Here is a 13707-nt window from a genome sequence, read left to right on the forward strand (position 1 = left end):
CTTTCATGACGAGACATCCAATGATCGTTCGCAGGCTGGCCGTCGTTTGCCTGGCTCTGCTCGGCGCCGTGCAGGCAGCGAGCGCAAGAGAGTGTCTGCTAAGCCACGCCACCTATCGCGAGCCGCGTTCGGGCGCGGTATTGCAATTCCGGCCGCTCGACAATGAACCGGCGGCACTGACGGCCGAAGTGTTTTCGGTGACCGTCCCCAACACCGACACGCGCTTGCCGGCCGACATCACCTGGACCAATGGCAAAAATTCGTTTCCGCTCGGCACCATCCGCCATGCCTGCACCGACGACGACCGCGAAGCGGGGCTGGAAGACGGCAGCGGGATGTGCCGGATATGGATGGGCCAGGTCTATGCCTTGACCGGAGGCGGAGCCGAGCAGCTGAATTCACGCGAAGCGACACCGGCGCCCAAAGGGCTGTTGCTGCCCGATTTCGGCGCGGGCTTCACCGAATTTGCCGATTTCGCCAATGCCAATCCGGACGGCTCGGCGTGGGACGCCTTCACATTGACAGGATGCAGCGATGAATAGCGTCATGAGACCGATTGTCTGGATATGCACGCTGTTTGCCTCGGCGACGATATCAGCCGCAGCGCGGGCGGACGAGCCGGCGCCATCGCGCCCGCCGATCGACAAATGCGTCTGGGAAAAGCTGGCCGACAAGACGATCGGGCTGGCCGCCTGGGTGCAGCGCTGCGATTTCGGCTTCCGCCAGATTCATTTCGAATTCGTCGGCAACGCGCTCGCCATCAAATACAGCGATGGCGGCGCGCCCGATCCGCTGGTCGAGGTGTTCGACATCAAATCAGGCGAAACCGCCGAGGCCGCGGTGTTGCGCCTGTTGCTGGAAAAGACCGACAAATCAGGCAGCGCCCGCTGCGTGCTGACGCCCTACACCGAGGGCACCGTGCCCACCGGCGTCAAACTCTACACATTCAGCCCCGACGCCGCCTATCCCATAGAGCTGAAAGCGCTTGCCAATGACGAAGTTCCCGAACCGCCCTGCGGCGACTGGGGCGAAATGCCGGATGGTATTCAGTATTTCGAGGCGCCGGCGGGTGAGGGGCGGAGGGTGCTGTTCGTTCGGGCGGGGCAGGACGAGCCGCTGTTCGACGATCAGACGCTGCGGATGTTGCCGTAGGGTCTATGTGCGCGAAACCGACTGTAACCGTGCCGTGCGCCCTGACCTGCGAGCTAATGGTTGATCGTGCGTCACGCTTCGGACAAGTTTGATCGCCTATGACCACTACAACAGACAATGAGATGTACCAATGGCGCTGCTGACGATTGGCTATGAAGGTTCTGAAATTGACGACTTCGTATCCGTACTGAAGGCGGCGAAGGTCGAATTGCTTGTCGACGTGAGAGATCTACCTTTGTCGAGAAAACCAGGCTTCTCCAAAAATTCGCTCAGGAGCCATCTCGAAAACTCTTCGATCGACTATAGGCACACAAAAATCCTTGGTGACCCCAGAGAGGGGCGGTTGGCTGCTCGAAGCGGTGATCGTCCGCGGTTTGAACGCATCTTCAGAAACCATATCGCAAATGAGGCAGCCGGGAAAATTATCCGTGAATTAGCACTGCAGGCGGAGACAAAGAACATTTGTTTAATGTGTTTTGAAAGGGATCACAAAGACTGCCATCGATCGATTATTTGTGAAGAGATATTGAAAGTTAAGAAGAGTTCAATTAAAAATATTGGTGTTCCGAAGGGCTTTCGTCTAAAGGCTGCGTGATTGGCATCTCTCTCTCGGCGTGACTCTGCAGTGATTTTGGTAAAGGCGGCGCCACGAGTTGGAGAAACTCACGGCGAGCTGGTCTGTTGTGCAGGGCTAGATTTCAGCGGTAACTGGATTCGGCTATATCCAGTAGCTTTCCGGACGCTAGAAGATGCTCAGAAGTTCGGTCGGTGGGATACCATTGAGTACGGCTGGAGCCTTCCTAAAGGCGACCAAAGAAGAGAGAGCCGAAGGCTAGAGCATAAATCTCTCGTAATAACAGGCAGTTTGTCCGAAAAATCACGGGCTCAATTCTTAGCGCGGCATGTCGTTCCTAGCCTCAACACTGAACTGGAGGAAGGTCGAAGTCTGGCGCTTGTTCGACCGAAGAATGCTGAATTCGTGATTGAAAAAAAAGATCGCGCTACATTTGAGGACGAGAAAGCGCGATTTCGTATGTGGCATGACCAGGAGGCTAATAGCCTGTTTGGATTTCTGGATAAGAGCTTAGTTCCGTATGAGCCGGCTCCATTTCTTTTCAAATATAAATACGAAACGATGGACGGGTTGCGGGAAGGAACTTGTCAGGATTGGGAGATAGAAGCCACTTTTCTCAAGTGGCAACGGCTCTATGGCGAGACCGACACGCTTCAAAAGATGACCGAAAGATTTGGGGTTGAGTACTCGAGAAAAGGTTTTGTTCTCGCGATGGGTACTCACAAAGCCTATCCGCAATGGCTAATTAATGGCGTGATCCGGCTCGACCACGGAGTTGAGAACGAAATCCAACAATCGCTTTTTTAAAGGCCTATACGAAATCGGCCCGATCTTGCGACCGGGCCGATGATGTTGCGTTTTAGCGCTAGGACTTTCCTCAGCTGCACCCGCTCGTCGATCCACAAGTATCGCACTTCTCGCAGGTTCCGTTCCGTACCATGGTGAAGTTGTGGCATTCCGAGCATTCGTTGCCGGTGTAGCCTTGCATCAAGGATTGCTGACGCCGCGTAGAGGCAAGCGCCTTTGCCTCGGCCGCTTCTTTCGCTGCTTCGTCGGTGAACAACCCGGTGGGGTCGGCAGCCTCCTCGGAAACAATATCTTCGACCAGTTCCTTGGCTCGCTCCTCATAGTCGCGCTTGTAGGCGATGGCTTCGTCGCTTGCTGGTTTAAGCGCCAACACGTTGGAGCCCGAGAACGCAGTTGGAGTGACCCGGGCAGGGGCCGCGGTAGGCGATCCGGCAAAACCCTTGGGTTCGCCACCTAAGCCAGACACCAACTTGACCGGCGAGGCGCCGCGGGTAAGGCCCTTCGAGAACGGCGTCGCCTTGCCTTCGTTGATGCCGCGTCCGAGCGCCGTCTTGTCGAAATCCGACTGGTCGACATGGGCGAGGTCGTGGCGGCCGAGATAGGACACGGCGAGCTCGCGGAACACATAGTCGAGGATCGACGTCGCATTCTTGATGGCGTCATTGCCCTGCACCATGCCGGCCGGCTCGAATTTGGTGAAGGTGAAGGCCTCGACAAATTCCTCGAGCGGCACGCCATATTGCAGGCCAAGCGAGATGGCGATGGCGAAGTTGTTCATCATCGCCCGGAAAGCGGCGCCTTCCTTATGCATGTCGATGAAGATCTCGCCGATGCGGCCGTCATCGAATTCGCCCGTGCGCAGGTAGACCTTATGGCCGCCGACGACTGCCTTCTGGGTGTAGCCCTTGCGGCGGTTCGGCAGTTTTTCACGATCGCGATAGAGGCGTTCGATGACGCGCTCGACGATCTTCTCGGTGACCTGCACGGCACGCTGTGAAGCGGGCGCCGCGATCAACTGCTCGACCGCATCGTCCTCGTCATCCTCGCTGTCAGCGAGCAGCGACGAATTCAGCGGCTGCGACAGCTTCGAGCCGTCGCGGTAGAGCGCGTTGGCCTTCAGCGCCAGCTTCCACGACAGCATGTAGGCGCCCTTGGCGTCTTCCACCGTCGCATCGTTGGGCATGTTGATGGTCTTGGAGATGGCGCCGGAGATGAAGGGCTGTGCCGCCGCCATCATCTGGATGTGGCTGTTGATGGACAGCGAGCGCTTGCCGATCTTGCCGCACGGGCTGGCGCAGTCGAACACCGCGAGATGCTCGGCCTTGAGGAAGGGCGCGCCTTCCAGCGTCATCGCACCGCAGACATGGATGTTGGCGGCTTCGATGTCCTTCCTGGAGAAGCCGAGCGCCGGCAGCATCTCGAAGGAGAAGTCGTTGAGCTGCTCATCGGTGAAGCCGAACGTCTCCTTCACCCAGTCGGCGCCGAGCGTCCACTGGTTGAAGACGAACTTGATGTCGAAGGCCGACTTCAGTGCTGCGTTAAGCGCCGCGATCTTGTCATCGGTAAAGCCCTTCGCCTTGAGCGAGCCGGGGTTGACCGCCGGCGCCTGGTTCATGTTGCCGTGACCGACCGCATAGGCCTCGATCTCGGCGATCTGGCTTTCTGAATAGCCCAGCGTGCGCAGCGCTTCCGGCACGGCGCGGTTGATGATCTTGAAATAGCCGCCGCCGGCGAGCTTCTTGAACTTCACCAGCGCGAAGTCGGGCTCGATGCCGGTGGTATCGCAATCCATGACCAGGCCGATCGTGCCGGTCGGCGCAATCACGGTCGCCTGCGCGTTGCGGTAGCCATGCTCCTCGCCGAGTTCGATGGCGCGGTCCCAGGCAGCCTTGGCGTGCGCGGCCAGTTCCTGCTGCTTCAGGTCGGACGCGACCAGCGGCACCGGATTGACGGCGAGCTTCTCGTAGCCCTGCTTTTCGCCATAGGCGGCACGGCGATGGTTGCGCATGACGCGCAGCATGTTCTGCGCATTGCGGTCGTAATCGGCGAAGGCGCCGAGCTCGCCGGCCATCTCGGCCGAGGTGGCATAGGCAGTGCCGGTCATGATGGCGGTGAGCGCTGCGCAGATGGCGCGGCCCTCGTCGGAATCATAGGGAATGCCGGACGTCATCAGCAGGCCGCCAATGTTGGCATAGCCGAGGCCGAGCGTGCGGTACTCGTAGGACTGCTTGGCGATCTCCTTCGACGGGAACTGCGCCATCATCACCGAGATTTCGAGGACCACGGTCCACAGCCGCACCGTGTGCTCATAGGCGGCGATGTCGATCGTGCCATCGGCGTTGCGGTAGGGGAGTAGGTTGATCGAGGCCAGGTTGCAGGCCGTGTCGTCGAGGAACATGTATTCCGAGCACGGATTGGAGGCCCGGATCGCACCGGCCGAAGCGCAGGTGTGCCAGTCGTTCATCGTCGTGTTGAAATGCAGGCCCGGATCGGCCGAAGCCCAGGCGGCGTAGCCGATCTTTTCCCAGAGGTCGCGTGCCTTCAGCGTCTTCAGCACCTTGCCGTCCTTGCGGGCGGTCAGATGCCAGTCGGCGTCGTCCTCGACGGCGCGCAGGAAGTTGTCCTTCAGCGACACCGAATTGTTGGAGTTCTGGCCGGAAACGGTGAGGTAGGCGTCGGAATCCCAGTCGGTGTCGTAGGTCTTGAACGACATCGCGGTGTAGCCCTGCTTGGCGAACTGGATGACGCGGTAGATGTAGTTCTCCGGCACGGCCGACTTCTTGGCCGCCTTGATCTCGCGCTTCAGCGCGGTGTTGATCGACGGGTCGAAGCAATCGTCATCATGGCCTTCGCAATTGATGCAGGCCTTCATGATCGCTTCGAGATGTTTTTTCACGATCTTGGAGCCGGTGACCAGCGACGCCACCTTCTGCTCTTCATTGACCTTCCAGTCGATGAATTCCTCGATATCGGGATGGTCGGCGTCGACAATGACCATCTTGGCCGCACGACGCGTGGTGCCGCCCGACTTGATGGCGCCCGCCGCGCGGTCGCCGATCTTGAGGAAGCTCATCAGGCCGGACGAACGGCCGCCGCCCGACAGCTTTTCGCCTTCGCCGCGCAGCATCGAGAAATTGGAGCCGGTGCCCGAGCCATATTTGAACAGACGCGCTTCACGCACCCACAGGTCCATGATGCCGCCTTCGTTGACGAGATCGTCCTGCACGCCCTGGATGAAACAGGCATGCGGCTGCGGATGCTCGTAGGAGGACTTCGACTTGGTCAGCTTGCCGGTGAACGGGTCGACATAATAGTGGCCCTGGCTCGGACCATCGATGCCGTAGGCCCAGTGCAGGCCGGTGTTGAACCATTGCGGCGAGTTCGGCGCAACGCGCTGGGTGGCGAGCATATAGGCGAGTTCGTCGCGGAAGGCGCTCGCGTCTTCTTCCGACTTGAAGTAGCCGCCCTTGTAGCCCCAATAGGTCCAGGTGCCGGCCAGCCGGTCGAAGACCTGGCGGGCGTCGATTTCGGAACCGTAGCGCTCGGCTTCCGGCAGCTTGGCAAGCTCGGCCTCGTCGGCGACGGAGCGCCACAGGAAGGAGGGGACGTCGTTCTCCTCGACCTTCTTCAGGCGCGCGGGCACGCCGGCCTTGCGGAAATACTTCTGCGCCAGGATGTCGGCGGCTACCTGCGAGAACTGCGCCGGCACATCGATATTGTCCAAGCGGAACACCACCGAGCCGTCCGGATTCTTGATCTCCGAAAGCGCCTTGCGGAATTCGATCTCCGCGTAAGCTGATTGGCCTGGCTTGGTGAAACGACGCTCGATGCGCATTGGTCCGGTCCCTTTTGTCTATATATAGCGCTTTTCCCCGGGGATTTCTGCCCCCAATGCGAAACGCGCATGTCCGCCGTCTGCCGGCGTTCGAAAACACCGGCTCTCCTTGTGGCAGTCTTCGTCGCCTTGCTGGTCGAGCTTCTTACGAAGCCGCTGTTCCAACTCTGCGCCGAACCCTGCGGGTCCCTCAAAACTGAATTTTTCCTCGATTCCCTCGACCGAGGGAAATTCACACTATCTAGCGTCGAACCTGCCTGCAAACACTAAATATAGTGTTAACAGACAATTTATTCCAGTCCGACAAATCTCCCTTTTCGCTCCCGAAGCCCCCACGATCCAACGCTTCCGCCAGCCTCGTAAACAGGCAGAAATCATGGCCAAAACGCACAAAATCCGGGAAAAATGACCGGGCTCGAAACTCTCCGGTCGCGCCCTCAACAAGAGCACATGGCACATAAAAGGCGACTCGGTTTGCGTCGTCAAGGATTCGTTTGCGTAGCTTTTGTGACCCCAACATCTTGTGTGTCACATATGTGGATAACGGGGACAAAAAGCGGCTGAGGAAAGCCGATTCTGCCGGCGTGGACCGCTGGTGAGCGGTTCACCCGAGACAGGCCCGGCCGGATTCTGGCTCACAGCCTTTTCATTTTAGCTGGCGTGCATTATGTCTTTGGCGTCGCGCGGGGGCGCGTCTTGTCAATTCCAAGAGCATCCGTTACGCCCCGCTCATGACAGTTACCGTCCGTTTTGCCCCCTCACCAACCGGCCGCATTCATATCGGCAATGCCCGCACCGCCTTGTTCAACTGGCTGTTTGCCATGAACAACAAGGGCCGTTTCATCCAGCGCTTCGACGACACAGACATTGCCCGCTCGAGGCAGGAATTTTCCGACGCCATCCTCTACGACCTGCACTGGCTGGGCATTTTTCCCGACGCCACCGAATACCAGTCGCGGCGCTTCGAAACTTACGACGCGGCAGTGGAGCGGCTGCAAAGGGCCGGCGTTGTCTATCCCTGCTACGAGACCCCCGAAGAACTCGACCTGCGCCGCAAGGTGCGCCGCACGCGCGGCCTGCCGCCGGTCTATGGCCGCGAGGCGCTGGCGCTTTCGCAGCAGCAGATCGCCGAATACCGCTCCGATGGCCGCCGGCCGCACTGGCGCTTTCTGCTGCCGAATTTCACCAGCGATCCGCTGCAGCCCGAGCGCACCGAAATGCACTGGAACGATCTGGTGCGCGGCGAGGAAACCGTCGATCTGGCCTCACTGTCCGATCCGGTGCTGCGGCGTGAGGACGGCACTTATCTCTACACGCTGCCTTCGGTCGTCGACGACATCGAGATGGGCGTCAGCCATGTCATCCGCGGCGACGACCACGTCACCAACACCGGCGTGCAGATCGCGTTGTTCAAGGCGCTAGGCGCCGAGCCGCCTGTCTTCGGCCACCACAATCTCTTGACCACGGCCTCGGGCGAGGGCCTGTCGAAGCGCAGCGGTGCGCTGTCGATCGAGAGCTTGCGCGAGGAGGGCATCGAGCCGATGGCGGTTGCCTCGCTGGCCGTCCTTGTCGGCACCTCGGAAAATGTCGCGGCGGTGCATGACATGCCGGCACTGGCCGCGCGCTTCGATCCCGCCGCCACGTCGAAATCGGCGGCCAAATTCGACCCGGACGAGCTGTTCGTGCTCAATCGTGCGCTCATGCACCACATGCCTTTTTCCGAGGCGCGGGACCGGCTGATCGTGCTCGGCATCTCCGGCGACAAGGCCGAGCCGTTCTGGCTGGCGGTGCGCGGCAATCTCGACCGGCTGAGCGACGCGGTCGGCTGGTGGCGCATCCTTGCCGACGGCCCGCAGCCGGCGCCGGAATTTTCCGACGAGGATCGCGACTTCCTGCAGCAGGCCTTCGACCTGTTGCCGGAAGAGCCGTGGACCGGTACGGTCTGGAAAGACTGGACGGCCAGGATCAGGGAAGCCAGCGGCCGCAAGGGCAAGGCGCTGTTCATGCCGCTCAGGCTGGCGCTTACCGGACTTGCTTCCGGGCCGGAGCTTGCAGATCTATTGCCGCTGCTGGGTCGGGAAGGAACGCTGGCCCGACGACCCTGACCTTGCGCTGGTCCGGCGGGATCAGCGACACCGGCGACACCACCGGCTTGACGGCAAGGCGCTTGATGGCGGCGCGGTCGAGCCCGCCTTGTACGTTCGCCAGCGTCTCCGGATCCGCGCCCGGATCGGGTCTGGCCGCCGGCACCGGAATGAATGGCGTTGTCTCGGTATCAGGCTGCGATTGCTCGGGCGGTGGCGGGTTGCCTCCGATGATCTCGAAATTTCCGGCCTGCGCATTGCAGCCACAAGCCAGCGGCCGCGACATGTTGGGCTGTTTGTAGAGATAGGCGGTCGGCAACTCGCTGTAGGGCCTGCCGGTCACCGACGACGTCATGTTGGCCGAATCGTCTTCCATGCCGCGCGAATAGAACACCTGCATTTCGGTGCCGGGGCAGCTCGATTCACAATTCTTCTGGTCGCGCTCGAAATCGCCGAGCGAAGCCGAGTTCGACATCGGGAAGAAATAGCCGTCGCAGGTGCGCACGCAGCTCGTATGGAACTCGCCGCCAACCGTCGGGAAATCCGGCACGCCGGGCTGATTGAGCACCCGGCGCACATTGCGCTCCTCGCCGGGATCATCGGGCTGATCGAGCGTGTCGATCTGCCGGTTGCCGCCGAAAAGCTGGTCGAACAGATTGCCGTCGTCGGGTTCGCGGCTGGCTTCCTGCAGCGGCTCCCGGCGCGGCGCGGGCTCGTCACGGCAGCCATTGGCGTCGAGCGCGGCCAGGATGCGGCCGCGGTCGCGCCGCGAGCCGCCGGCAAGCTGCGCGCGCTTGGCTTGCAACGCATCGAGATTGGCGTTCATGCGATCGATGCTGCTGTTCAGCGCAGCACATTGGCTGACATTGCGCGAAAACAGCGAAAACCCGCAATTCGCATCGCTCGCACGACCGCGCACCTTTGATAGCTGTTCGAACTGGCGGGAGATGGCCTTGTCATACTTCCGCACCATGCTGGAATTGCCGCCGCCATTCGATGAAGAAGCAAGCTCGGCTTCCAGTTGACGGCAAACGCGGGAGGCGGCCTGCGGTTCAGTGGTGGCGACGGCCGAAAGCACAAGCGCGCCGAGCAGCGCAGCCAGGTGCTTCAGCCTCCATCGTCCGCCCGTCATTGCCCGAACCCCGCTTGCTTGCCTGTCTACCGGATTCGCGGTTAACCGTTCCCTCAATCTACAACCAAAGATGGTCTTAGCCCATAGAGGCGTTGCAGGAGGCGTTTGGATAGGGCCGCAACTGTGCGATCTCACCGCTGCATGAAAAAGGCGCAATCGCCCCGGAATTATCCCACGATCCAGCAATGCCCCGGGGAGCTGGCATGATCGCGATTACCCGTCGAACCGCGCTGCAGTTCGGTCTGTTGTGCCTGGCGGCGCCCGCCGCCCGGGCGCAGGAAAATCCGGCCGCTCCGGACTGGCGCAGCAAATTGGTCGAAGCCGCGCGTGAGCAGATCGGCGTCACCACCTTCTACGACCCGGCCTATGTCCGCCTCGGCTATCCCGGCGGCGACGTCGCGCCGGATAGGGGCGTGTGCACGGATGTCATCGTGCGCGCCTATCGCCGCGCCTTCAATCTCGACCTGCAGAAACTGGTGCATGAGGATATGGCCGCCAATTTCGCCGCCTATCCCAAGACCTGGGGCCTGAAAGCGACCGACCGCAACATCGACCACCGACGGGTCGGCAATCTTGCCGCTTTTTTCGGGCGCAAGGGAGTTTCCTTGCCCGCCAGCGAGTATCCTCCCGACTTTCAGCCGGGCGATATCGTCACCCAGATGCTGCCCGGCAACCTGCCGCACATCGTCATCGTCTCATCCGAACGCTCGGCGGACGTGCCGGAACGAGCGCTGGTCATCCACAATATCGGGGCGGGCGCCCGCGAGGAGGACACGCTGTTTGCCTTCAGGCAGACCGGGCATTACCGTTTCGTGCCTGCGTGAGAAACTCAGCCGAAATTAACCACCGCCTGCGCCTTGTGCGCCGCCTCGACCACCGCCAGCGCCGTCATATTGACGACGCCGCGCGACGTCACCGACGGCGTCAAAATATGCGCCGGCTTGTCGGTGCCAAGCAGGATCGGGCCGACATGCAGCGCATCCATCATCGTGCGCAGCGCGGTCAGCGTGATGTTGGCGGAGTCGAGGTTGGGGAACACCAGGAGATTGGCTTCGCCCTTCAGCCGCGAATGCGGATAGACGCGCTGGCGCAGATGCTCCGACAGGGCTGAATCGGCATGCATCTCGCCGTCGCATTGCAGGTCGGGCGCAACGCGCGCCAGGATCGCCGCTGCCTGCCGCATCTTCAGCGCGCTGGGAGAATCGCGCGAGCCGAAATCCGAATGCGACAGCAGCGCTGCCTTCGGCTCGATGCCGAAGCGCTGGATTTCCTCCGCCGCCAATATGGTCATTTCGGCGATTTCCTCGGCCGTCGGGTCGACCGAGACATGGGTGTCGGTGAGGAAGATGATGCCGCGCTGCGAGATCAGCATCGACAGCGTCGACAGGTCGCGGTCCTTGACGCTCGCGCGTGGTCCGATGACCAGCGTCACATTGCGCAGATGCCGCTCGAAACGGCCCTCGAGGCCGCAGATCATGGCGTCGGCGTCGCCGCGTTTGAGGGCCAGTGCCGCAATCACCGTATTGTCGGTGCGCACCATGGTGCGCGCGGCCTCCGTCGTCACGCCGCGCCGGCCGGCAAGCTCGATCAACAGGTCGACATAATGGCGGTAGCGCGGATCGTCTTCCGGGTTGATCAGGCCGAAATCGACGCCCGGCTTGATACGCAGGCCGTAGCGCTTCAGCCTGACCTCGATGACGTGCGGGCGGCCGATCAGGATCGGCTCGGCAATGCCTTCCTCCAGCACCACCTGGGCTGCGCGCAGCACGCGCTCGTCCTCGCCGTCGGCATAGATGACGCGCTTGGCGTTCGAAGCCTTGGCCGACGAAAACACCGGCTTCATCACCAGGCCGGAGCGGAAGACGAAGCGGTTGAGCTGGTCGATATAGGCGGCGAAGTCGGTGATCGGCCGGGTCGCGACGCCGGTGTCGCAGGCAGCCTTGGCCACCGCCGGCGCGATGCGCAGGATCAGGCGGGGATCGAAGGGCGAGGGGATAAGGAAGTCGGGTCCGAAGATCGGCGTCTCGCCGGAATAGGCGCGGGCGGCGACGTCGGATGGTTCCTCGCGGGCAAGGGCAGCAATTGCCCTGACCGCGGCCATCTTCATCTCCTCGTTGATGGCGCTGGCGCCGCAATCCAGCGCACCGCGGAAGATGTAAGGAAAACAAAGCACGTTGTTGACCTGATTGGGGAAATCGGAACGGCCGGTGCAGATCATCGCGTCGGGACGAGCGGCGCGCGCGACCTCCGGCATGATCTCGGGATTGGGGTTGGCCAGCGCCAGGATCAACGGCTTAGGCGCCATATGATCAAGCAATTCCGGCTTCAGCACGCCAGCGGCCGACAGGCCGAGAAAGACGTCGGCGCCAGGGATCACATCGGCCAGCGTGCGCGCCTCGGTGTCCTTCACATATGGGTCTTTCCAGCGATCCATCTCGTCGGTGCGGCCCTTGTAGGCGACGCCGAAGCGGTCGGTGACCCAGATGTTCTCTACCTTGGCGCCAAGCGAGACCAACAGGTTGAGGCAGGCGAGCGCTGCCGCACCGGCGCCTGAGGTGACGATCTTGATGTCGGAAATGGTCTTGCCGGCGAATTCCAGCCCGTTGAGCACCGCGGCGGCGACGATGATGGCGGTGCCATGCTGGTCGTCATGGAAGACGGGAATGCCCATGCGGGCCTTCAACTGCGCCTCGACCTCGAAGCATTCGGGCGCCTTGATGTCCTCGAGATTGATGCCGCCGAATGTCGGTTCCAGCGCCGAGATCGTCTCGACCATGCGCTCTATGCCCGGCGCGTCGATCTCGATGTCGAAGACGTCGATGCCGGCGAATTTCTTGAACAGCACCGCCTTGCCTTCCATCACCGGCTTGGAGGCGAGCGGGCCGATATTGCCGAGGCCGAGAACGGCCGAGCCGTTGGAGACGACGCCGACCAGATTGGCGCGCGCCGTGTAGTCGGCGGCGGTCGCCGGATTGTCGCGGATTTCGAGGCAGGGGGCGGCAACACCAGGCGAATAGGCCAGCGCCAGATCGCGCTGGTTGCCGAGTGGCTTGGTCGCCTGGATCTCGAGCTTTCCCGGCCTTGGATGCTTATGGAAGTAGAGGGCGGCTTCGTCGAGGTCCGAACGTGCCGTTTTCTTGTTCTCGCCTTCCATGCGGCCGCTCCCTCAAACCTGCTTTGCAGCCTTTTAGCACGCAAAAATGGTTTTTCGCGACGCCAAATGACGCAAGGGCGGCTAAAACAACCCGGTCCGGAAAGATCGAACTATTTCAAATGATTGCGCTGAAATCCTGCCGATTATCCATCGAGCCCTTCAGAACGCGCTGACATAGAGGCCGCCATCGACGGGGATGTTCTGGCCGGTGAGATAACCGGCATGGACCGAGCACAGAAAGGCGCAGATCTGGCCGAACTCTTCCGGCGTGCCGAGCCGCTTGGCCGGAACGTCGGCGCTGATGCGGGTCTTGCGCGCTGCGGCCGCTGCCGGGTCTTCCATCGTGCCGGCCTCATGCGGGCCGCGCAGCCGGTCGGTGTCGAGCTTGCCCGGCAGCAGGCTGTTGATGGTGACGTTGCGGTCGATCACCGTGCGCGCCACGCCGGCCAGGAACGAGGTCAGCCCGGCTCGCGCGCCGGACGACAGATCGAGGCCCGGAATCGGGACGTAGACCGACAGCGAGGTGATGTTGACGATGCGGCCGAAGCCGCGCATGGCCATGCCGTTGATGACGGCCTGCACCAGTTCGATCGGCGTCACCATGTTCTGCGTCACGCCTTCGAGGATCTTTGCGCGGTCGAGTTCGCGGAAATCGCGCAAGGGCGGGCCGCCATTGTTGTTGACCAGGATATCCGGGTCGGGGCAGGCGGCAAGGAGCGCGTGCTGCACGTCGGGTTTCGAGACGTCGCCGACGATCTCGGTCACCTTCACGCCGTAGCGTTCGCGCAGTTCGGCTGCGGTTTTTGCCAGCAGCTCGGCATTGCGGCCGTTGACGACGAGATCGCAGCCGGCCTCGGCCAGCGCCATGGCGCAGCCGCGGCCCAGCCCTTTGCTCGATGCGCAGACGATGGCCTTCTTGCCCTTGATGCCCAGATCCATGACGATTTTCTCCTGTGAATGGCGCGGCAC

At 61.6% G+C, this 13707-nt stretch carries 10 protein-coding genes; 6 read left to right on the forward strand and 4 right to left on the reverse strand.

Translation table 11 applies throughout. The annotated features are described in order from the left end of the window. The first annotated feature begins 20 nt into the window (after positions 1-20). The 4 genes from AC3CCE_RS17600 (at position 21) to AC3CCE_RS17615 (ending at position 2533) form a co-directional block, all read left to right on the forward strand. Positions 21-542 (forward strand): hypothetical protein, encoded by a 522-nt coding sequence (locus AC3CCE_RS17600; RefSeq protein WP_023739358.1) that lies wholly within the window; start codon positions 21-23, stop codon positions 540-542. Between the two features lie 4 nt (positions 543-546). Next, the gene (locus tag AC3CCE_RS17605; protein ID WP_352624617.1) at positions 547-1152 is read left to right on the forward strand and encodes a hypothetical protein; all 606 of its coding nucleotides are present in this window, start codon (positions 547-549) and stop codon (positions 1150-1152) included. A gap of 130 nt (positions 1153-1282) precedes the next feature. Next, positions 1283-1747, forward strand: a complete 465-nt coding sequence (locus AC3CCE_RS17610) for a DUF488 domain-containing protein (protein ID WP_031246558.1) — start codon at positions 1283-1285, stop codon at positions 1745-1747. Next, positions 1748-2533 carry a hypothetical protein gene (locus AC3CCE_RS17615; protein ID WP_156933979.1) on the forward strand — a complete coding sequence of 262 codons (786 nt, stop codon included), beginning with the start codon at positions 1748-1750 and terminating at the stop codon, positions 2531-2533. It abuts the gene before it with no gap. A gap of 70 nt (positions 2534-2603) precedes the next feature. Here AC3CCE_RS17615 and AC3CCE_RS17620 read toward each other — a convergent pair whose 3' ends face one another. Further along, entirely contained in the window at positions 2604-6368 is a 3765-nt protein-coding gene (locus AC3CCE_RS17620) for a vitamin B12-dependent ribonucleotide reductase (RefSeq protein ID WP_352624620.1), read from the reverse strand. Between the two features lie 731 nt (positions 6369-7099). Here AC3CCE_RS17620 and gltX point away from each other — a divergent pair. Then, positions 7100-8473, forward strand: coding sequence for a glutamate--tRNA ligase (gene gltX, locus AC3CCE_RS17625; protein WP_352512654.1), 1374 nt, complete (start codon positions 7100-7102; stop codon positions 8471-8473). Here the strand turns inward: gltX and AC3CCE_RS17630 are convergent. Next, positions 8391-9584, reverse strand: a complete 1194-nt coding sequence (locus AC3CCE_RS17630; RefSeq protein ID WP_352624622.1) for a DUF2865 domain-containing protein — start codon at positions 9582-9584, stop codon at positions 8391-8393. The genes gltX and AC3CCE_RS17630 overlap by 83 nt on opposite strands. Positions 9585-9787: 203 nt before the next feature. Here AC3CCE_RS17630 and AC3CCE_RS17635 point away from each other — a divergent pair, with 203 nt between their 5' ends. Further along, the gene (locus AC3CCE_RS17635) at positions 9788-10408 is read left to right on the forward strand and encodes a DUF1287 domain-containing protein (protein WP_352512650.1); all 621 of its coding nucleotides are present in this window, start codon (positions 9788-9790) and stop codon (positions 10406-10408) included. A gap of 5 nt (positions 10409-10413) precedes the next feature. Here the strand turns inward: AC3CCE_RS17635 and AC3CCE_RS17640 are convergent, their stop codons facing one another. Next, positions 10414-12738 (reverse strand): NADP-dependent malic enzyme, encoded by a 2325-nt coding sequence (locus AC3CCE_RS17640; protein WP_352512648.1) that lies wholly within the window; start codon positions 12736-12738, stop codon positions 10414-10416. A 159-nt stretch (positions 12739-12897) separates the two neighbouring features. Next, positions 12898-13677: an SDR family oxidoreductase gene (locus AC3CCE_RS17645; RefSeq protein WP_352512646.1), complete on the reverse strand. Its 780-nt coding sequence runs from the start codon at positions 13675-13677 to the stop codon at positions 12898-12900. Between the last annotated feature and the right edge of the window lie 30 nt (positions 13678-13707).

The sequence above is a fragment of the Mesorhizobium sp. P160187 genome (assembly GCF_057766425.1).

Coding starts and splice junctions, on each gene's coding strand:
- AC3CCE_RS17600 (WP_023739358.1), top strand. CDS start 21: ATGATCGTTCGCAGGCTGGCCGTCGTTTGCCTGGCTCTGCTCGGCGCC.
- AC3CCE_RS17605 (WP_352624617.1), top strand. CDS start 547: ATGAGACCGATTGTCTGGATATGCACGCTGTTTGCCTCGGCGACGATA.
- AC3CCE_RS17610 (WP_031246558.1), top strand. CDS start 1,283: ATGGCGCTGCTGACGATTGGCTATGAAGGTTCTGAAATTGACGACTTC.
- AC3CCE_RS17620 (WP_352624620.1), bottom strand. CDS start 6,368: ATGCGCATCGAGCGTCGTTTCACCAAGCCAGGCCAATCAGCTTACGCG.
- gltX (WP_352512654.1), top strand. CDS start 7,100: ATGACAGTTACCGTCCGTTTTGCCCCCTCACCAACCGGCCGCATTCAT.
- AC3CCE_RS17630 (WP_352624622.1), bottom strand. CDS start 9,584: ATGACGGGCGGACGATGGAGGCTGAAGCACCTGGCTGCGCTGCTCGGC.
- AC3CCE_RS17635 (WP_352512650.1), top strand. CDS start 9,788: ATGATCGCGATTACCCGTCGAACCGCGCTGCAGTTCGGTCTGTTGTGC.
- AC3CCE_RS17640 (WP_352512648.1), bottom strand. CDS start 12,738: ATGGAAGGCGAGAACAAGAAAACGGCACGTTCGGACCTCGACGAAGCC.
- AC3CCE_RS17645 (WP_352512646.1), bottom strand. CDS start 13,677: ATGGATCTGGGCATCAAGGGCAAGAAGGCCATCGTCTGCGCATCGAGC.